Source organism: Wolbachia endosymbiont (group A) of Barypeithes pellucidus (genome assembly GCF_964030885.1).
Taxonomy (GTDB): Bacteria; Pseudomonadota; Alphaproteobacteria; order Rickettsiales; family Anaplasmataceae; genus Wolbachia.
This window is the reverse complement of record NZ_OZ034985.1, coordinates 942,340-962,964: the sequence shown is the minus strand read 5'-3', so window position 1 is coordinate 962,964 and position 20,625 is coordinate 942,340. Positions and strand designations below refer to the sequence as shown.

19 protein-coding genes, 2 tRNA genes and 1 pseudogene are annotated in these 20,625 nt (G+C 36.4%); 10 read left to right on the top strand and 12 right to left on the bottom strand.

All coding sequences use genetic code 11. From position 1 onward, the window contains the following. Positions 1 to 177 precede the first annotated feature (177 nt). From ACQH1X_RS04960 to ACQH1X_RS04950, 3 genes are read left to right on the top strand one after another with little or no spacing between them, the layout of a single operon-like run. Positions 178 to 1,683, top strand: a complete 1,506-nt coding sequence (locus tag ACQH1X_RS04960) for an ABC transporter ATP-binding protein (RefSeq protein WP_425385872.1) — start codon at positions 178 to 180, stop codon at positions 1,681 to 1,683. 1 nt (position 1,684) lies between these two features. Then, positions 1,685 to 2,125 (top strand): SWIM zinc finger family protein, encoded by a 441-nt coding sequence (locus ACQH1X_RS04955; protein WP_425385871.1) that lies wholly within the window; start codon positions 1,685 to 1,687, stop codon positions 2,123 to 2,125. Continuing rightward, on the top strand, positions 2,097 to 3,092 hold the full coding sequence (locus ACQH1X_RS04950) for a hypothetical protein (protein WP_425385870.1): 996 nt from the start codon (positions 2,097 to 2,099) through the stop codon (positions 3,090 to 3,092). The genes ACQH1X_RS04955 and ACQH1X_RS04950 overlap by 29 nt, the downstream gene beginning before the upstream one ends. Positions 3,093 to 3,170: 78 nt before the next feature. Here ACQH1X_RS04950 and ACQH1X_RS04945 read toward each other — a convergent pair. Next, positions 3,171 to 3,716, bottom strand: a pseudogene (locus ACQH1X_RS04945) (IS256-like element ISWpi15 family transposase); the annotation flags it as partial. Positions 3,717 to 3,939: 223 nt separating this feature from the next. On the opposite strand from ACQH1X_RS04945, the gene ACQH1X_RS04940 reads away from it, so the two are divergent. Then, a complete protein-coding gene (locus ACQH1X_RS04940) occupies positions 3,940 to 4,962 on the top strand; it encodes an IS110 family transposase (protein WP_425385829.1) in 1,023 nt (340 codons plus the stop codon). A gap of 181 nt (positions 4,963 to 5,143) precedes the next feature. Here ACQH1X_RS04940 and ACQH1X_RS04935 read toward each other — a convergent pair whose 3' ends face one another. Continuing rightward, on the bottom strand, positions 5,144 to 5,272 hold the full coding sequence (locus ACQH1X_RS04935) for a hypothetical protein (RefSeq protein ID WP_425385836.1): 129 nt from the start codon (positions 5,270 to 5,272) through the stop codon (positions 5,144 to 5,146). Between the two features lie 531 nt (positions 5,273 to 5,803). Beyond that, positions 5,804 to 7,255 (bottom strand): phage terminase large subunit, encoded by a 1,452-nt coding sequence (terL, locus tag ACQH1X_RS04930; protein WP_425385869.1) that lies wholly within the window; start codon positions 7,253 to 7,255, stop codon positions 5,804 to 5,806. Between the two features lie 33 nt (positions 7,256 to 7,288). On the opposite strand from terL, the gene ACQH1X_RS04925 reads away from it, so the two are divergent. After that, the gene (locus tag ACQH1X_RS04925; RefSeq protein WP_425385868.1) at positions 7,289 to 7,537 is read left to right on the top strand and encodes a hypothetical protein; all 249 of its coding nucleotides are present in this window, start codon (positions 7,289 to 7,291) and stop codon (positions 7,535 to 7,537) included. 353 nt (positions 7,538 to 7,890) lie between these two features. Here ACQH1X_RS04925 and ACQH1X_RS04920 read toward each other — a convergent pair whose 3' ends face one another. Together ACQH1X_RS04920 and ACQH1X_RS04915 are read right to left on the bottom strand one after the other, a co-directional pair. Further along, positions 7,891 to 8,292, bottom strand: coding sequence for a DUF1284 domain-containing protein (locus ACQH1X_RS04920; RefSeq protein ID WP_425385867.1), 402 nt, complete (start codon positions 8,290 to 8,292; stop codon positions 7,891 to 7,893). After that, the gene (locus ACQH1X_RS04915) at positions 8,289 to 8,816 is read right to left on the bottom strand and encodes a biotin transporter BioY (protein ID WP_425385866.1); all 528 of its coding nucleotides are present in this window, start codon (positions 8,814 to 8,816) and stop codon (positions 8,289 to 8,291) included. The genes ACQH1X_RS04920 and ACQH1X_RS04915 overlap by 4 nt, the downstream gene beginning before the upstream one ends. A gap of 81 nt (positions 8,817 to 8,897) precedes the next feature. Here ACQH1X_RS04915 and ACQH1X_RS04910 point away from each other — a divergent pair, with 81 nt between their 5' ends. Together ACQH1X_RS04910 and dapF are read left to right on the top strand one after the other, a co-directional pair. Continuing rightward, the gene (locus ACQH1X_RS04910) at positions 8,898 to 9,485 is read left to right on the top strand and encodes a nitroreductase family protein (protein WP_425385865.1); all 588 of its coding nucleotides are present in this window, start codon (positions 8,898 to 8,900) and stop codon (positions 9,483 to 9,485) included. Next, entirely contained in the window at positions 9,466 to 10,254 is a 789-nt protein-coding gene (dapF, locus tag ACQH1X_RS04905) for a diaminopimelate epimerase (RefSeq protein ID WP_425385864.1), read from the top strand. Before ACQH1X_RS04910 ends, dapF begins: the two co-directional genes overlap by 20 nt. A gap of 644 nt (positions 10,255 to 10,898) precedes the next feature. Here the strand turns inward: dapF and sucD are convergent. The 7 genes from sucD to hemF all read right to left on the bottom strand — a co-directional run bounded on the left by sucD (position 10,899) and on the right by hemF (position 15,373). Next, positions 10,899 to 11,783, bottom strand: a complete 885-nt coding sequence (sucD, locus tag ACQH1X_RS04900; protein WP_425385863.1) for a succinate--CoA ligase subunit alpha — start codon at positions 11,781 to 11,783, stop codon at positions 10,899 to 10,901. A 3-nt stretch (positions 11,784 to 11,786) separates the two neighbouring features. After that, positions 11,787 to 12,938, bottom strand: coding sequence for an ADP-forming succinate--CoA ligase subunit beta (gene sucC / locus ACQH1X_RS04895; protein WP_265026259.1), 1,152 nt, complete (start codon positions 12,936 to 12,938; stop codon positions 11,787 to 11,789). A gap of 37 nt (positions 12,939 to 12,975) precedes the next feature. Beyond that, positions 12,976 to 13,176 (bottom strand): 30S ribosomal protein S21, encoded by a 201-nt coding sequence (gene rpsU, locus ACQH1X_RS04890; protein WP_006279819.1) that lies wholly within the window; start codon positions 13,174 to 13,176, stop codon positions 12,976 to 12,978. 199 nt (positions 13,177 to 13,375) lie between these two features. Further along, a tRNA-Pro gene (locus ACQH1X_RS04885) sits at positions 13,376 to 13,449 on the bottom strand. Positions 13,450 to 13,658: 209 nt separating this feature from the next. Further along, the gene (locus ACQH1X_RS04880; protein WP_425385862.1) at positions 13,659 to 14,345 is read right to left on the bottom strand and encodes a 16S rRNA (uracil(1498)-N(3))-methyltransferase; all 687 of its coding nucleotides are present in this window, start codon (positions 14,343 to 14,345) and stop codon (positions 13,659 to 13,661) included. A 28-nt stretch (positions 14,346 to 14,373) separates the two neighbouring features. Further along, positions 14,374 to 14,445, bottom strand: a tRNA-Glu gene (locus ACQH1X_RS04875). A 103-nt stretch (positions 14,446 to 14,548) separates the two neighbouring features. Continuing rightward, entirely contained in the window at positions 14,549 to 15,373 is an 825-nt protein-coding gene (gene hemF / locus ACQH1X_RS04870) for an oxygen-dependent coproporphyrinogen oxidase (RefSeq protein WP_425385861.1), read from the bottom strand. Between the two features lie 160 nt (positions 15,374 to 15,533). Between hemF and ACQH1X_RS04865 the strand changes: the two genes are divergently transcribed. From ACQH1X_RS04865 to ACQH1X_RS04855, 3 genes are all read left to right on the top strand, one after another. Further along, complete coding sequence (locus tag ACQH1X_RS04865) at positions 15,534 to 18,014, top strand: response regulator (RefSeq protein ID WP_425385860.1); 2,481 nt, start codon at positions 15,534 to 15,536, stop codon at positions 18,012 to 18,014. A gap of 90 nt (positions 18,015 to 18,104) precedes the next feature. Further along, on the top strand, positions 18,105 to 18,947 hold the full coding sequence (locus ACQH1X_RS04860; RefSeq protein WP_264687980.1) for a ParA family protein: 843 nt from the start codon (positions 18,105 to 18,107) through the stop codon (positions 18,945 to 18,947). Next, complete coding sequence (locus ACQH1X_RS04855; protein WP_264731549.1) at positions 18,944 to 19,795, top strand: ParB/RepB/Spo0J family partition protein; 852 nt, start codon at positions 18,944 to 18,946, stop codon at positions 19,793 to 19,795. The genes ACQH1X_RS04860 and ACQH1X_RS04855 overlap by 4 nt, the downstream gene beginning before the upstream one ends. Positions 19,796 to 20,625 lie beyond the last annotated feature (830 nt).

Below are 20,625 nucleotides of genomic sequence, written 5' to 3'. Positions count from 1 at the left end.
AGTCTGGGCTATTGATGTTTCCTTTAGTCCATATTTAATAAAAGTCATTATAGATCGTATCAGCCACAAACAATCTTCTCAAGATATAGCAAATCCTGCCATATCCTATGTACTAATATTACTTTTACTTGAGTGTATTGCCAGGTTATACAACTACTTCGTTGAAATAAAAATAGATTGCCCAATCTTCGTAAAAATATTGCCGAATCAAGCCTTGCCATGTTATTAAATCAGGATAATAGCTATTACCAAAATAACTTCTCCGGCAGCCTTGCCAACAAGGTTAATGATTTGACAAATTATATTCCGGATATTGTACAAATTACGGTTGATAGGTTCATAAGCCGCTCATTAGCGCTTGGTATTGGGATTTATTTTTTATGGCAAGTGAATATTTACTTTGCCTTGTTGATGTTAACTTGGTCGGCATTATTTGTTTTGTCTTCCTTGTTTCTTGCAAAAAAGATAACACATCTTGCAGGTGTATGGTCAGAGCTTGGTTCAAGCATTACTGGTAAAATGGTAGATATATTCTCAAACATCATGTCTGTAAGGTTATTTGCAAGCCAATACCAGGAGAAATTATCTTTGCAATCCACTTGTAGTGAAGCTGTTAAAGCAGAGCAGAAGCTTCAGTGGTTATATACGTGGATTTTTACTTTCTATGGTTTCTCATTTGTAATCATGCAAATGCTTAATTTATATTTCTTAGTTAAAGGAAGAGAACAAGAATTAATTACTACTGGAGATTTTGCTTTTGTTATGACCGTTAATATAGCAATAGCTAATTTTCTTTGGATGATAGCCAAAGATTTCTCACAGCTCTCTAAATCATGGGGAAGGGTTACTCAAGCTTTAAGAACGATTACTTCAATCCCTGAAGTCCAAGATCAGCCAAACGCAGCAGATTTGGTTGTTGACAAGGGGGAAATTAGTTTTGATAAAGTTCAGTTTCATTATAAAGATACAGAACCAATATTTGAAAACAAATCCACAATAATTGGATCTGGTCAAAAAGTAGGACTCGTTGGTTATTCAGGTGCTGGTAAATCAACATTTGTAAACCTGATTCTTAGGCTTTATGACATAAAATCTGGAAAAATTTTAATTGACGGACAAGATATTCGCAATGTAACCCAGGATTCTTTACACAAAAATATTGGCATGATTCCGCAAGATCCATCGCTTTTTCATAGGACTTTGATGGAAAATATTCGCTATGGAAAAACAGATGCTAACGATGATGAAGTAATTGAAGCGGCAAAAAAAGCACATGCTCATGAATTTATTGCAAAATTACCCCAAGGTTATGAGTCACTCGTTGGAGAAAGAGGTGTTAAGCTTTCTGGTGGACAACGTCAACGTATTGCAATCGCGAGAGCTATTTTAAAAAATGCACCTATATTAATTCTAGATGAAGCAACTTCACAACTTGATTCTGTAACCGAAAGTAATATTCAAGAATCTCTATGGGAGTTAATGCAAGGTAAAACTACGATAGTAATAGCCCATCGCCTATCTACACTTTTGCACATGGATCGCATTTTAGTGTTTGACCAAGGCAAGATTGTGGAAGATGGCACGCACCAAGAACTTCTCAATAAAAATGGGCTGTATAAAACTCTGTGGGATGCACAAGTTGGTGGGTTTTTGCCAGAGAAAAAGGAAGGTGAGGGGGTGTAAGATGAAATTAAATCGTGGAGATATTGAGGATTTGGTTGATGAACCTTACTTCTCCAGGGGAGAATTTTACTTTAATCGCGGACTGGTGCGGATCATATCTGTTAGCGATTTTGATGTTAAATCAAAAGTTGTTGGATCTAGAGTATATAAAGTAACACTAAAATACAATGGTCAGTGCCTTGGTGGAGAGTGTTCTTGCCCAGCATTTGAAAATTTTGGTCCGTGTAAGCATATGGCTGCAACAGGTTTTGCTTTGATTCAATACAACAAGCAAGGATATTGTTCGTCTGCAGAGTGTTCTGATCGCATTGATGAACAAGATCGCTTTGAAAAGTTACTACTCAAAAAGACAAAACAGGAGCTTGTTGCAATAGTTATTCGTTTAAGTGATTATTGTCCAGAAATTATTATTGATGAATTGGAAGATGAGGAGGATTTATGATAGAAAAATTGGAGCAAGATGGTATGTAATTATAATAGCTATTCTTATAGGATTAATGATGTCTGAGTTAAATGCTGATACGAAACTAGAAAGTTTTGATGATCTGTTCACGGGAAACCCTGAAAATATTGAAAAAAATCTCAGTGCACTTCTTCCACAAGCACAAGCTTTAGAAAACAAGTCAGTATATTTGCAAATCTTATCACAGATTGCGCTAGCCCAAGCAATGCAAAAGAAATTTGACCTAGCCCATAAAACTCTTGATAATGCAGAGACAAGTCTCACTTCAGAGTATAAGCTTGCACGAGTGAGGATTCTTCTGGAGAGAGGACGTGTATTTCATCAGTCTGACAATACTGACGAAGTATTACCGCTATTTAAGATGTCCTATGAACTAAGTAGAAAACACAAATTTGATTTTCATACCGTCAATGCTGCTCATATGGTTGCTATTGTAGAAAAAAGTGTTGATAAAAAAATTGTATGGAATAAAAATGCAATTAATCTTGCTCAAAAAACACAAGATAAGAGAGCGTACGTATGGTTGGGAGCGCTCTATAATAATCTAGCACAGAACTATATTGAAGCTGAGCAATATAGCGAAGCACATTCTGCCTTCAAACAATCCAAAAAATTTGGAGAAGACAGAGGTGACGTTATAGTTGTTCGCGGAGCAAAGTGGGGTATTGCACGTAGCTTACGGTCGCTTAATTGTCTGGATGAGGCTATGAGTATGCAGCTTGCTCTTCTTGAAGAGTATGAAACAGTTGCTAAAAAAGGTGAACTGCCTATTGAGTTGATAGTAGTTGGACGTGGATTAGTCTACGAAGAATTGGCTGAAATTCACCTTGCTCACATGAAAAAATATGCTGTATTCGCTTATCAAGATCTGTCAAAGGATCCTTGGTGTATTAAGTTGATGCCAGAAAGATTAGAAAAAATGAAAGAACTAGGAATACATAAGTAAACACCGGATAAAAAGGAAGATGGTGAAGATTTACGATAGACTAAGGGAGTGTTAAATAAACTGTGTCAAACCGCATTTTTAGTTCGACTCAATTTTCAATCTGCCAGGAAAGAAAACATCAAGTTGAGAGATAGTTAATGCCCAATCATGTACAGGCATCGTCCACTTTTCCTCTGCCTTCTTTATAGCACAATATACCTGCTTATACAAGGCATTTATGCTGGTAAATGAGCCTTTGGTCTTAGTGAATTTCCTAATTTGCCTATGTAGCCCCTCTATGGGATTGGTGGTGTAGATTATCCTCCTAACTGGACCAGAATACTTAAAATAACCAGACAAGTTTTCCCAATTATTCTGCCAAGATTTTATAACCATAGGGTACTTTGTGCCCCATTTTTCATCCAATTCCAACAGATAATTCTCGGCAATTTCCTTGCTTGAAGCTTGATATACCTTCTTTAAATCGCTCAAAAAACTCTTCGCATCTTTACTGGCCACATACTTCAGTGAGTTGCGTATCTGATGCACTATACACATCTGCACTTCCGCATTAGGAAAGACACTGTTTATAGCTGCAGGAAAGCTTTTTAGCCCATCAACGCAGGCAATAAGGATATCTTCTACTTGTATCTTGTCAAAAGCATCTAATGTTTTAAGCTTAAGCATTAGGTGGAGAAGGGAGGAACTCTGTGCTTCTTCTTAGATATAAAATCTGTAGAGGAGATAAGAATTCCCTTCTCAAAAGTATAGGCTGGACGGTATCGTAGAAAAACCTAAATGGTTCTAATTCTGTATTCACAAGGTTAGCCTTACTTTTCATTTTAAATAGTAACGTATGGGGTTATATATGATCAACAACTTTCTGGGAATAGATGTATCAAAAGATCGCTTTGATGTTTTTCTCTCATTTATAAGTAAAAAAGGAAAACGTGAAACTAGGAAAAGAAGCTTTAAGAACGATGATAATGGGTTTCAAGGTCTGCAGAGCTTTCTACAAAAACATAACGTAGAGCAAGTGAAAGCTTGTATGGAAGCTACCGGTTGTTATAGTGAAGCTTTGGCTGAATTTCTACACAATGCTGGACATTTTGTAAGTGTTGTAAATCCTTATTGTATTAAATCTTATGCGAGGAGTAAGCTTGTAAGACAAAAGAATGATCAGACCGATGCAGAAATTATTGCTGATTATTGCCAAAGACAGGAACCTACTCGTTGGACACCACCTTCTCCTGAAATGAAAAAATTAAAACATCTTTATCGTTGCTCGGTTGCGTTAAAAGATGGATTAACATTCGTAAATAATCATTTAGAAAAGAAGGAGAGACTGCCTGAAGAAGTTGCAAATGCTTGGGAAAACCTTGCAGTGAACATAGAACAATCAATAGAAACAATAAAAAACTCCATACGTGAACTATTAAAACAGCACAAAGAGTTGTTGGAAAACTTTCAACTCTTATTGACTATTCCAGGAATAGGAGAGGAATCAGCAATAGCTATTTTAGCTGAAATTCCTGACACAAAGGCTTTTATAAATGCCAGACAATTGGCAGCATACGCTGGAACTATACCACGAAATATAACATCAGGTTCATCTGTATATGCCAAGCCCAGATTAAGTAAATCAGGTTCACGAACACTACGTAAGGCCATGTATTTTCCTGCTATAGTAGCTAAAAATCACAATCCTATTATTATGACTTTTTGCAAGAGATTAAAAGAAAAAGGCAAGCATAATATGGCCATTGTTGGTGCTGCAATGCGTAAGTTGCTTCATATTGTTTTTGGTATTTTAAAATCAAAAAAGGCTTTTAATCCTGACCATATCAAAAGCTACAGGACTAGGAGATTGACTGAAGCTTTAGTAATTTAAAATCGAAAAATGCTTCCATTCTATCTTATGTAAAATGGTATCTTACACAAATTTATTGAATGTAGTTGGTTAGTGTATATGTTGATAAGTGTAAAAGACAAGATTTAATCTGACAGACAAGAATTAACTGACAGAAGAATTGAGGTAGTCAAAACTAATATCAGGCTCTTGTTTAATACAACTACAATCTGTATACCGCTACACAGGACGGGAATTGGCAGTATTTTTTGATTTCACAATATAACTTAGGCAATTTAGATTCAATTTTTGTAATTTTCTTGTTGACTGGCGAGACGGTATCTCCTGTCATTCCAGCACCTTCTTCCTGTTATCTGAGTAGCTGACTACTTGGATCCAGAAAAAAGAATGGTGTCATGCAAGTAGCTGACACTGGTTCCTTTATGACGGTGTCATCCCAGTGCCTTGACTACTTGGATCCAGGAAAAAGAATGGTGTCATGCAAGTAGCCCCTATAATGTCATCCCAGTGCTTGACACTGGGATCTCATTTTATTTTATGATGATGTCATGCAAGTAGCTGACACTGGTTCCTTTATGACGGTGTCATCCGAGTAGCTGACACTGGGATCTCATTTTACTTTATGATGATGTCATGCAAGTAGCTGACACTGGGATCCAGAAGACTTAATTTCAACCAAATAATAAAGGCTAGATCCCAGTGTCACGCACTGGGATGACACCCTCCTGATAGACAATGTTCGTACATCTGTGGATTCATTCATGGTATCTCATCAGCTAACAAGTAGCGGGATGACGGTTGTCAGGCTAGTACCTTCTCCTGTCATGCAAGTAGCTGACTACTTGGATCTGGTAGACTCAAATCACAATGTTCGTATAGCTGTGACCCTAGAGGTACTGTTCCTCATCCACTGTAAATATTGCACCGTACTATCTACTTGATCGTCATGGCGCGTTTCTGGGAACATTAAAATCTCATACTCAAAATCGCTGAGCCATACTGCTTGGTGCGGCAGAAAAACCTTGCCAGACTCTATAGTCGGAACAATTTGATAAAATCGAGTGAGTTTGTCATCATGTGGCATTATTTCGATAATGGGTAAATCACTGTTTGCTTTTAGCTCTTGCACTAATTGCTGACCACTTGTTTTTGCTTCGATTAAAATTGCGTGTGGCGTCCATCTTGCTGCTAAGGAAAAAACTTGCTCTTTAAGCTTTGGATACTCAAGCTTTGCGCGATATACATCAAGTAAATAGAATTTATTGCCCACTTTTGTCCAGGTGGTGCAGACGCTAAAGTTGCTAGTGTTGCTTGTTGAAACTGCAGTGTCCCAGCTTTGAGTTACATGCGAGAGACTATCAGGAAAATTTCTATAGCGCTTCAGCCACTCTCGTTTAATTATACCACTTGAAAGTGGCAGAGGATTTTGTTGATATTGTGCAGCAAAAGCATAACTCCCAAGTTCAGCCTTTATCATCTCAACTTCTTCTTTTCCTCCATCGAGGGGATATAGCAACTGACCTTCTTCTCTTGAATATAATATCCTTACAGGTGACGCTGGTTTATTATACAACCGCCTGGTCGCACAGTGCTGAGCTACTCGGATGACAGGAACAGGAGGCATTGGCTTTTTGATTGAATAAATAACCTGCTTATTTTCAGAAATCATTGGCAAACAAATATGATGCCATATGTTTTTTGGCTTGGAGAGAAGGTGTCCGGTCAAATCTTCCTGATGTAGCCTGTGCATCACAAGAACGATTACTCCTTTTTTTCTGTCGTTAAGCCTGGTTACTAGAGTCTGATCAAACCAGTTTATAGCGCGCTTTCTAAACATTTCACTCAAAGCTTGAGCAGAACTGAGCGGATCGTCCACGATGATGAAATCACCACCTTCACCGGTTAATGTTCCTCCAACTGATGTTGCGATTCTGTATCCTCTTTGCACTGTTTGGAATTTGTATTTGGTATTCTGATCTTTGGATAGTTCTACCTCTGGAAATAGCTTTTTATACCAACCAGATTGCATTACGCACCTTGTATCAAGCGAGTGCTTTTCGCTGAGCAGCCGAGAGTAACTTGCAACTATTATCCTCGCGGTTGGCTGATTTCCCAGTATCCATGCGGGCCATGCAACACTAGCGCACAGGGACTTCATTGAACGCGGAGGCATATTGAATATTATTCGCCTCACTTCACCAACGCTCACTGCTTCTAGCCTGTCTGCTATGACTTTTATGTACTGATAATCATTATACTCACACCCCGGCACCACCGTTTGAAAGCATAACTCAATGAATTTTAGAAAGTTCATGATATAATGTTGAAGCCAGCGCGTGACGCTGGGATGACAAAAAAAGGAGTGCTGACCATTTCTGGTCTCTTAAATTGCAACTATAAATACTTAAGAAATTTACCAAATAAAAAAAAGGCAAAAGAAGCCCCATGGTTATTATCCGCTTTAAAATATTGGCGTTTTTTATGTTTTAAACGCTTGACAAGCGAGATTCAGCTGCTTTTAATTGCAACTAACCTACGCTGCAAATGTTTAAGAAATTTACTAAGCAGAAAAAAAGACAAAGAATCCCCGAGTTAGCTAGTCTTTTACTATCTCTGTCGAGTATTGGCATTTTTTGATGTCTTGTAACGCTTTATAAGCGCGTTCAGCTTATTTAGATAAAAATCTAGATGTAGATGAAGTTTTGTAAAGACATACAGTATCTATATACTGCAAAAAATTGAACATAAGACGCCGATACATTAAGTAATCCTTACCTTTTAATCTGCAGATTGGCGAAAGCAAATACAATAGCTTCAGTTTCATGATAAGGGGGCTGGCGGAGGGTGTCAAGCAAGTTTTTCCGTTTCTACTGAATGACAGTTGTGGTTTGGGAGGTGATGCAAGAAGTCTATTTCCACAAAAATGCTTCAATTTATCTTAACATTTTGTCAACTACCTTTGTAGGAATGACAATTTAAAAGGGCATCTTTACATATTCCATATGGCTGCCAGTTGCACCCTTCACATGCGTAATCAAATTTCTTTAAAGACATTTTCTCTCTAATCTTTTTTACTGCCTCATTCCAAGTTAAAGCCTCGCCAATTTTTATTCCTAAAATTTCCATATGCCTTCTATCTAGCTGTAAAACTTTAGCTTGTGTGGTGCATTCACCTTGTTTAGTCTGATTTGGACAAGCACTACAGATACTATCAAGGTTACCAACTACTTCGATTTGAGTACTAATTACTTTGCTTGCTATCTTTTTATAATTTTCTACAAAACCCTGAGAATACCCATATCCCCGAAACGCGAGGGTGCACATAAAATGATGAGGGCGAAATTTTATCATTTTTTCAAATATTGCAAAGCTGCTACAAGTAGAAAAATTTTTACCAAACCAGGAAGGATAAATGGTAAAACACCCACCATTATTGCTTGTTCCAGACCCAAGTAAACAGCAAGCCAACTGGTACCACATATAAAAATCATAGCTGTGCCAACTATGCAACTAAAAGAATTGCGCGCGAGTAATTCACATTTAAGGCTTAAGAGTTCATTTACTTCGCCCATCACTATGACAGCAGCTAAACAGCCAATTAAATATCCACCTGTTGGTCTGAGAAAAATGTGATAACCACCAGAAAAATTCGCAAGAACAGGAAATCCTATTGCACCAAGTGATAGATATGTAAGCACAGAATAGAATGCTGTTCTGCGGTTAAATTTAAGCCCAATAAGCATTACTCCTAAAGTTTGCAATGTGATAGGCACAGGCTGCAATGGTATGCTTATTTGAGCCATCAAGAATAAAAGTAAAACGCAAGACAATATTTCAGTCAGTGTTGATCTACTGCTAGATTGTGTTGTAAACATACCTTCCCAATAAAAATAACTTATAAAATGTAATATATATAAGAGGTTTTGCAATTTAAATTTTGCTTATATTGTGCTACAATGAATTATTTATGCACTATTAAATTAAAAATGATAAGTAAACAAGATCTATTATCGTTGATGAAAGCAAGACACAGTGGACGTTCATACGATCCTACAAGGGCAATATCTCAGGAAGGCATGGATATTTTAATGGAAGCTGTAAGGCTGACTCCCTCATGTTTTGATGATGAACCCTGGAGATATGTAATATGCAACAAACAGAACAATCAAAATGCATGGGAAAAGCTGCTAAGTTGTCTTGATGAATCTAATCAAAAATGGGCAAAAGATGCACAAGTGTTAATCATATCTTTAAGTGCTAAAAACTTCCGTAAACGAGGTAAAGGAGAAAATCTTTGGGCTAGTCATGATACTGGTGCAGCAAATTATGCACTTATGCTACAGGCTGCATCTGTGAACTTAATGGCTCATCAAATGGGTGGATTTGATAGAGATAAAATAGTAGAAAGATTCAACATATCCGATGATTTTAATGTAATGTCAGTGATAGCGGTTGGTTACGAAGAAGAGGGCGCTGAAGTTAAGGAGAAAAAAAGAAGGCCAGTAGGGGAAATATTTTTTTATGATGAGTGGCCAAGGTCCTAAAAATTTTATCAAGATGCACGGTACTGGCAATAATTTTGTTATTATAGACTCACGTTCAGCAAATGATTTAAATTGGAACTATAAAAAAATTGCTAACCAAAACGGTTGCGATCAAGTCATAGTGATAACAAACTCCAGTTTAGCCGATTGCTTTATGCATATCTATAATGCTGATGGTAGCAAAGCTGAAATGTGCGGAAATGCAGCACGTTGCGTTGGATATTTGCTAATGTCAGAAAAAGGTGCTGAATACTCCATTATTGAGCTAACAAGCAAACGCATTTTAGAGTGTTTTAAAGTGGGTGATAAATCCATAAAGGTTAACATGGGTAAACCTTTGCTAAAATGGCATGGAATTCCCTTGTCTACTGAGTGTGACACTCTTCACTTACCTATAGAGCTTGAAATGCTAAAAGATCCTGTTGCAGTAAATATTGGCAATCCTCACATAGTTTTTTTTGTTGATAACATAAGTGAAATACCATTGCGAAATTTAGGACCAAAGCTAGAAAATCACGCATTATTTCCTCAGAAAATTAATGTTAGTATTGCACAAGTTGAAAAGTCTGGAGAAATAGCTTTAAGAGTTTGGGAAAGAGGTACAGGCATTACTGCATCATGCGGTAGTGCAGCCTGTGCAGCACTTGTTGCATCCACACTACGTGGATATCTGACTGCCCAACAGACTTCAGTAGATTTACCAGGAGGTAAGTTATTAATCGAATGGGCAAATAACGTATTCATGACCGGTGATATAGGATTTTTGTGATAATTGTTTTCACAATGCAAAAACCACTTGACAAACTCCGCCAGCCCCCTTATCATGATGCTGAAGGTATTCAGTTATCTTCATCTGTGCAGATTAAACAGCAAGAAAACAACGTAGTTGGCGTCTTATTTTTAATTTTTTGCACTATGTGCACCTTATGTCTTCACAATATTTCTAGGTTTTTACCTATATAAGCTGAAACGCGCTTATAAGTCGTTTAAGACAGTATAGTACGCCAATTTGCAGGATTAGGGAGTGAACACTAATTACCACGGGGTTTCTTTTGCCTTTTTTTCTACTTAGTAAATTTCTTAAACATTTTAGCTAAGGTTAGTTGCACTTAAAAGCAGCTAAATTGCAGTGTTTAAGACTTAAAAAACGCCAATACTGAAAATAGACAGTGACCAGGGTTTCTTTTGCCTTTTTTTTCGTTTGGTAAATTTCTTAATGTTTATAGCTAACATGAAGCTAAGTACGAACTTTGTTAAACACAACAAATGGTGTCATGCCAGTGCTTGACACTGGCATCCAGTCTTTATTATGCAGCCACTTGGTTAGAATTAAGTCTTCTGGATCCCAGTGTCTGGGCACTGGGATGACATCATTCTTGGTCCCTTATATCACAACGTTCGTACAGTTGCGTTTTAGATTAGGCACTGATGCATTACTTCCAATACCTTCTTACCAATCACTGCAGGGGTTTCAGCAATTGCAATCCCGGCACTCCGCATAACTTCTAGTTTTGCACCAGCACTTCCACCGCTGGAAGAGATGATTGCTCCAGCGTGTCCCATACGTCTTCCTGGAGGTGCTGTTTGACCTGCTACAAAACCAACGATTGGCTTTTTAGTTTTTTCTGTTTTCACAAAATGTGATACATCTTCTTCTTCGTTTCCACCTATTTCACCAATAACTACAATACCATGAGTATCGTCATCTTTTAAAAAGAGCTCCATACAGTCGACAAATGTCATACCATGAATTGGATCTCCCCCAATTCCGATACACGTGGATTGACCAAGACCAACAGCGGTTGTTTGTGCTACTGCCTCGTAAGTTAAAGTTCCAGAGCGAGACATAATTCCTATGTGTCCACGCTTATGGATATGGCCAGGCATAATTCCTATTTTGCACTCTTCAGGCGTAATAATTCCCGGACAGTTGGGACCAACCAATCGACTTTTTGAATCAACAAGCGCGCGCTTAACTTTCACCATATCAAGTATAGGAATGCCCTCTGTAATACAAACTATCAATTCTATTTTTGCATCTATTGCTTCAAGTATTGCAGCAGCAGCAAATTTAGCAGGTACATATATTACCGTGGCATTCGCATCAGTTTTTTCTCTAGCTTCTGCTACAGTATTAAAAACCGGTAAATTAAGGTGAGTGCTACCACCCTTTCCAGGAGTTACACCGCCAACCATTTTCGTCCCGTAGTCAATAGCTTGCTCTGAATGAAACGTACCTTGTGCACCAGTAAAACCCTGGCATATTAATCTTGTATCTTTATTTACTAAAACGGACATGCTTTATTTTACCTCTTTTACTATCTTTTGCGCAGCTTCATCTAGCTCATCTGCAGCAATAATATTTAATCCCGACTCTTCTAAAATTTTTTTTCCTTCTTCAAAATTAGTACCTGATAACCTAACCACCAGAGGAACTTTAATGCTCATTTCTTTTGCAGCCGCAACAATTCCACTTGCGATAATATCGCAACGCATTATACCACCAAATATATTAACCAAAATTCCTCTTACGTTGCTATCAGACAATATGATTTTAAATGCTTCAGTTACAGTTTCTTTACTCGCTCCACCACCAACATCCAAAAAGTTAGCAGGCTCTGCTCCGTAGTATTTTATTATATCCATTGTTGCCATAGCAAGACCTGCACCATTTACCATGCAACCAATACTGCCATCCATTTTGATGTAACTGAGCCCATACTTTGAAGCCTCTATCTCTTCTTTCACTTCTTCATCATAATCACGAAGTTCCATAATTTCTGGGTGACGATATAAAGCATTATCATCGAAATTAATTTTCGCATCGAGCGCAATAAAATCTCCAGAACTTGTTTCAACCAGTGGATTAATTTCAATTTGGCTCGCATCAGTTGCAATAAACGCATCATATATATTTTTTGCAACATTTGTTATTTTTTCTATTTGTTCTGAACTCAAATTAAAGCTGCTGCTTAACTTGCTGCTATCAAAACTTGTAGCAAGATCAATATCAAATTTCACAATTTTTGCGGGAGAATTTTTCGCCACTTCTTCGATGTCCATTCCACCTTCTGAGGAAAATATGAATATTGGCCTACTGAGCTTCGGGTCAATTACCAGGCTTAGGTAATACTCTTTCTTAATGCTTGAGCCTTCTTCAATGTATACTCTTCTTACTTGCTGCCCGCTTGGCCCTGTTTGATGAGTAACTAAAGTCATACCAATCATGTCCTTTACAAACTGTTGAGCTTCTTCAGCTGACTTTGCTAGCTTTACGCCACCGGCTTTACCCCTACCACCTGCATGAATTTGAGCTTTAACTACAAACACGTCAGATTTTAATTGACTTACTTGAGTCTTTACTTCTTCCGCAGATGTAGCAACAAAACCTTTTGGCACTGGGACATTAAATTTATGCAAAACTTCTTTCGCTTGATATTCGTGAATATTCATAAAATAACCAATGATAAACTATTAACTTGAGTACAAACTACCAACCATAACGCTGCCTTCTGCACTCTTGTTGGTACCTCTTTTTTTTAGCTTCAGCTTTCTTTTTGGCTCTTTTTTCTGATTTTTTTTCATGATATTGTTTTTTCATTTTCAACCCTCTTCCTTCCTTTTGAATTGTTTTTTTCAATACTGGAAGAGCTCTGTCTACATCACCATAATGGACTGATACTTCTATCAAACTCTATACCTCCTTCGGTAATCATTTCAAAATCTATTTATAAATTAGAAAATTAACATTGTCAATTATTTTATAAACTTGAGCGTTAAAATGTAATATGCCACAATTTACATGGTAAATGATGTCATTCCAGTGTCAGCTACTTGCTTACTGATGGAGATTGCTCTTATGTTGCAGCGTTTTTACAATTATACTAACATCGGGGCGGAGAGATTTGAACTCCCGACCCTTTGGTCCCAAACCAAATGCGCTACCAGGCTGCGCTACGCCCCGACTTCTTTACTCAGAGTATCAATAACTCAGGCAAAATGCAAGATTCATTTGTTTACTTTAGAAAAAATATAATACGAGATTTAATATTATCTTAGAATATGTTTTTTATTAGCTCCTCTTTAACAACAGACTGCTTCGTAGAGAGTCTACAGAGTTTTTGTGCGCGCAACACTGAACCAGATTTCTTTATCTTAGCCATATTTAAAAATCTAGCTACACCAATTGGTGAAAGTTAATGCAGCAACTACAGCAGTATCGACCCTTAAAATTCTTTTTCCTAGACTCAATTTTTGACAAAACTTATCGGCAAGATCAAGTTCATAAGATGAAAAACCACCTTCAGGGCCAACAATAATAGCAACATTTTTTTTGCCTTTCAGCACTTTATCAGCTTTACCTGTTTCATCACATAAAACAAAATTTTTACTCTGGGAATCAGGTAACTCACAAAAGTTAATAGGAGGCAAAATCTCTGGTATACTCATCCTACCGGATTGTTCCGCAGCTTCGATTGCCTGTAATTTTGCTCTACTTAGGTTAATATTTTTTACCACTGTACGTTCTGTTGAAATAAATTGAATGCAGGTTACTCCCATTTCAGTTGCCTGTCTTACTATGTTGCCCAAAGCACCACTTTTTACCATGGCACAATATAAGTATAAATTTTCCTCATACTGCTGTTGTTTAGTACATTCTTTGAGTGTAACTTTTGTCAATTTACGCGATATATTAACTACTTCTCCTAACCATTCTCCATCTTTTCCATTAAAAAGAGAGAGATTATCATACTTCTTAAGCCGCATTACATTGCAAATATAGTGACTTTGTTGTGGATTAAGTGCTAAACTCACGCCTTGTGATAAAGCTTCTTCAACATAAAGCCTAATTTTTCCCATTTAAAACTTTAATTATATTCTATTTGAGTGACTCTTACGGGATTTGAACCCGTGTTACCACCGTGAAAGGGTGGTGTCCTAACCACTAGACGAAAGAGTCAATGTTAATAACTCAAGTTATATTGATTATGCACATAAAGTCAATTCAATTGTTTTACGACACAAGCAGTTTTTGTGAAATCCCAATTTGTAATAAGAGTGATTTACACCCACTTAACAAGTGGTGGCATTGACATCATAATTGCATCTGGATTGCCGTCAGTCATTAAACCAAACCTTGTGCCACGATCGTATAACAGATTGAATTCTACATATCTGCCACGTTTTATTAATTGATTTTCTCGTTGTTCTTTTGTCCAAGATTTTTGTATATGTTTACGTATGATGTGCAAATAAATTTCCAAAAAGGCTTCACCTACTGCTTTTGTGAACTCAAAATCATTCTCCCAATTGCCAGAACTCAGATTATCATAGAAAATACCACCAATGCCACGCGGCTCTTTTCTGTGTTGTAAGAAAAAATAGTTGTCACATTGCTCTTTAAATTTTGGATAATATCCGGTGTCAAATCTATCACATGTCATTTTGATTGATTCATGAATATACTTGCAATCTTCTTCATTTTTATATATCGGCGTAAAATCCATTCCTCCACCAAACCATTGTTTTGAAGTATATATCAGCCTTGTGTTCATATGCGCTGCAGGGATAAGGGGCGATTGCATATGAGACACTAAAGATATACCGCTTGCCCAAAACTCTCCGTTACTTTCACTTGCACCAGGAATCTCATTAATGGCTGAATCTGCAAATTTTCCGTGTACTTTTGAAACGTTTACTCCAACTTTTTCAAAAACATTACCAAAAATAATTGTAGATTCACCACCTCCACCACCTGGGCGATCCCACTTTCTCTTTTCGATCTTTGGCTCTGCGGATGATTGTTTTTCAATTGATAAGAAAGATTCTATAATCTTATCTCTTAGTGCACAGAACCACTTAAATGCTTGTGTTTTTTGTTTTTCCATAATATCCTCTCGCTAGCTTATTAACATTGTTATATCTGATATTTAAGGAACTTAATTAGATTTGGATGATAATTATCTATCAAAGACGTTAATAAATCTATAATAATTAAATCAATATAATAAAACATTTTCGTATGTACAACAATGCCAAGTAACAATAATGAGTAAAAGATACATAGATAACAAAAAAGAGAACAGGGTTGACTTCATACTAAGAAATTATGGAATGTCAATTGTTGTGATGGCAGTTATTATGCTCTTACCTCCAGTAGCAATATCGATACTCTACTTTTTTGATATATATAGTCAGCATATTAATATAGAGATTAATTTATTAGTTAGCATTCTAACAACTCTCTTTATGATATATAATGTAAAACGCTACAGACACCTACTTAATACTATAGAATTTCAAAATGCAATATTTGCAAATGCACTAAATCATAATACAGAATTTTGCCTTATTTTACATAGAGATGAGGGTATTATTTATGCTGATGCAAGGTTCTACGAAAGGTTTAAAGATCATATAGATGATGACATTACGTTAGGCAAGATTTTTGAAATAGGAGATGTTTCAGAAGAAGACAAAAAAGTACTCTATCATGCACTAAAAAATAACTCTTCTGTACAAGTATGCATTTCCTTAAACAAGAAGAATAGAGTATCTAACTTTCTTTTGCTCTTTGAGCCGATACCAGATAATCCCCAAATTGCTATAAATAGTAATAAGATTTTAAATTTATCATTAGTGCCAATAGCAAGGCCAGATGGGTATTTTGTGTTAAAAGCAACACAGATAAACAAGGAGCAGATATATGAAGAGTTAATAGAAAAACACAGTATAGGAACTTACATTGCAAATGCCAAAGGGGTGATTTTATCTGTAAATAAAAGATTTTTAGATATATTTGAACTGAAAAAACTGGAAAAAGGTAGCTCAATCAGTGATTTTATATCTCAATCTAAATATAACAATACAACAACCGATAATGAAATTTTGTTTTTTACTATAAGTGGTATTCCATTCAAGGCTTATATGAGCACTGCTATATTTTGTGATAAATACAACCATAGCTATATATATGGCTTTATAACACCAACCGAATCAAATATTGTTGATTATCAATTACACCCTTGTTTTGCAAATTCATCAATTGCTATTGCACAATGTGACATAAACGGCAACTTTGTAAAGAAAAATACGGCACTAATAAAGCTTGCAGGGTCAGATAATAATTCAATCTTTACATTGATATTAGATAGTTATCATGTGAAAATACGTGAATATTTTTCGAGTAATAGAATAAATAATGCGTCCTTTGATGTACAGCTCAACGGCGATAATAACATAAAAATATATTTCAATAAGTTTCTTCATAATAAAATGATCTTCATACTTTGTTATTTTATTGACAATACTGAACACAAAAACCTAGAGATAAAGCTTGAGCATTATCAAAAGATGCAAGCTATAGGGCAGTTAGCAGGTGGTATTGCGCATGATTTCAACAATATATTGACTGGGATAATAGGATTTTGCGATTTGCTTTTACTCCAACATTCAGCTGGTGATCCATCTTTTGGAGATATAATACAGATACAGCAAAATGCAAAGCGTGGATCAAATTTAGTAAGACAATTGCTTGCTTTTTCAAGAAGACAGACCTTGCAGCCAAAAATTATTGATGTAAATAGTACTATAGCTAATCTTTATGAAATGATAAAAAGATTAATAGGTGAAAATATAAAGTTTAATATTTATTATGGTAGAGACTTGGGTGCTGTTAGGGCTGATCAAGGGCAATTAGAGCAAGTTATACTTAACTTAGCAGTCAATGCTAGTGCTGCTATGGAAAAGGGCGGAGAATTAACTATACGAACCTTTAATCAAAAGATTGACTCATTAAATTCTACATCTCAGGACATGTTTTCTCCAGACAAGGAAACGATCGAACATGGAAATTATGTTGTGATTGAAGTAATTGATACTGGATGTGGAATGACAAGTGATACAATTGAAAAGGCATTTGACCCATTTTTTTCTACCAAAGATATTACCTCTGGTACAGGTCTTGGCCTCTCTACTGTATATGGCATTATTAAACAAACTGAAGGATACATCTATGTTGCTAGCAAAGTAAATCATGGAACTAAATTTAGCATATTTTTGCCCATGGTTTACATATCAGATGAAAATCTGATAGAGGAAGATAGTGAAGAAATAGAAAGACCGGTAGTAAGTGAAATTAAAGGTAATGGTATAATTTTATTGATTGAAGATGAAAATTCAGTAAGGGAATTCATCTCTAAAGCACTCAAAAGAAAAGGATTTGATGTAATAGAAGCGAGTATAGGCAGCGAGGCGCTAGAAATAATCAGTAAAAAAAATCAACACATAGATCTAATAATCACTGATGTAATCATGCCAGAGGTGAGTGGTCCAGAAATAGTTAAAGAAGCATTGATCCATAGGCCAAATATCAACGTTATTTTTATTTCTGGGTATGCAGAAGATGCTTTTTTAAAGAGTGATGACATCAATATAGAAGATTTTCACTTTTTGCCAAAACCATTCACTCTGAATGAATTAGGAAACAAGGTTCAAAGTGTGTTACACAAAGCAAAAAAGACAGTCTAATTTTAGTGTGATTAGCAACAAAAAAATTTTCTAATGCAAAAGTTTCTTGCATATATACAATAGAATTATTTTATACATAAGATAAAAGGCGTGAGCAAGATTATTGCAATAGTAAATCAAAAGGGTGGAGTTGGCAAAACCACAACTAGTATAAATTTATCGACAGCCTTTGCTGCTGTGGGAAAAAGCACTTTATTGGTAGATCTTGATCCTCAAGGAAATGCTAGCACCGGACTCGGGATTTCTTATCGTAGTAGGGAAGAAAAAAATATATACAAAATACTACTGAGCAGAGAAAATAAATTGATAGAATCGGCAATTTTCAATATAAAGGAAATTCCAAATTTATCACTAATTTCGTCAGTAGTTGATTTATCAGCTGCAGAAATTGAATTATCGCAACTTGAGCGAGGAAAATTTGTGCTAAAAAGCGCATTAGAGAAGATACGCGATAATTATGAGTATATAATCATCGATTGCCCTCCATCACTTGGGCTTCTGACCATAAATGCTTTGACTGCTGCTAATTCTATTATTGTTCCTCTTCAGTGTGAATTTTTTGCTCTGGAAGGATTAAGCCATTTAGTTAAAACTGTAGAACTGATAAAAAGGAATAACCTAAACCCTTTTTTGGCAATAGAAGGGATAGTGTTAACAATGTATGACAGGCGTAACAAACTCAGTGAACAGATTAAAAACGATATTTGCCAGTATTTAAATGATAAAGTATACAAAACTATCATCCCATTGTATGAGACTGTTATTCCACGTAACGTACGGTTATCAGAAGCGCCTTCTCATGGAAAACCCGCTATTGTGTATGATCTTAAGTGTCCTGGTGCACAAGCATATATAAGTTTGGCAAGGGAAATTTTAAAAAAGCACGCGAGCAGTTGTAAGGAGAAGAAGCTAGTAAGCGAGGGCGTAGTATGAAGGATGATAGACGCCTCGGCAGAGGTCTTGCCGGCCTCATAGGCGATAATTATGATAATAAAGAAGATCGACAAGAGTATTTGCCTATTTCATTACTGCACCCAAGCAAATTTCAACCGAGGAAACATTTTGACGAAGAATCATTAAGAGAACTTGCAAATTCGATAAAGAAAAGTGGCATTATACAGCCTATCGTGGTACGCAAAGATTCAAATGATGATGGTTACGAAATAATAGCTGGGGAACGTCGTTGGCGAGCAAGCAAGATTGCAAATCTTGATAGTGCACCCGTTATCATAAAAGATCTGAGCGACAAGGAATGCTTGGAAGTATCCATTATTGAAAACATACAAAGGCAAGATATTAATCCAATAGAAGAAGGTGAAGCGTATAAGAGACTGATAGATGAGTTTTCCTATACACATGAAGAATTAGCTTCAACTATAGGCAAAAGCCGCAGTCACATAACCAATATGATTCGGATGTTGTCACTTCCTGATGGAGTAAAAACAATGATCAACGAAAAAAAGCTATCTATGGGCCATGCAAGAGCGTTGATTAATGTTGAAAATGCGGAAAGTATTGCAGAAAAAATAATTTCCCAAGGCTTAAGCGTTAGGCAAACTGAAAAATTGATAAAAGACTTACATCAAAGTAACAACCAAAAAGAGCAGAGATATACCAAAAATCAAGATATGGCAGCACTAGAAGGTGCTATATCTTCTCAACTTGGTTTAAAGATCAAAATTAATGACAGTAATTCTAAGGGTAAAGTTATGATACGGTATAATAATCCAAATGAATTGAATTTAATATTAAAAATTTTAAATAGGAAACTTGAGTGCTAGTAGAGCAAAAAGATAATATAAAATACAACTGTTGGTGTCACCCAAGTAGCATGGAGAGACAAAAATCACTTGACACCCTCCGCCAGCCCCCTTATCATGAAACTGAAGCTATTGTATTTGCTTTCGCCAATCTGCAGATTAAAAGGTAAGGATTACTTAATGTATCGGCGTCTTATGTTCAATTTTTTGCAGTATATAGATACTGTATGTCTTTACAAAACTTCATCTACATCTAGATTTTTATCTAAATAAGCTGAACGCGCTTATAAAGCGTTACAAGACATCAAAAAATGCCAATACTCGACAGAGATAGTAAAAGACTAGCTAACTCGGGGATTCTTTGTCTTTTTTTCTGCTTAGTAAATTTCTTAAACATTTGCAGCGTAGGTTAGTTGCAATTAAAAGCAGCTGAATCTCGCTTGTCAAGCGTTTAAAACATAAAAAACGCCAATATTTTAAAGCGGATAATAACCACGGGGCTTCTTTTGCCTTTTTTTTCATTTGGTAAATTTCTTAGTATTTATAGCTAACATGAACTGGGCAGGAAGGTGTCATCCCAGTGCTCCTTTCTCGTCATCCCAGTGCCCCTATGATGTCATTCCAGCGCGTGACGCTGGAATCTAGTTCTTATTGTACATTTACTTGGTGTAGAGTTAAGTTTCCTGGATCCCAGTGTCTGGGCACTGGGATGACAAAAAAGGGGCTACTCGGATGACAAAAAAAGGAGCACTGGAATGACAGGAGAAGGAGGCGCTGGGATGACAAGAAAGGAGCACTGCCATTATAGAGTGAACCAGTGTCAGCTACTCGGATGACAAAAAAAGGGGCAC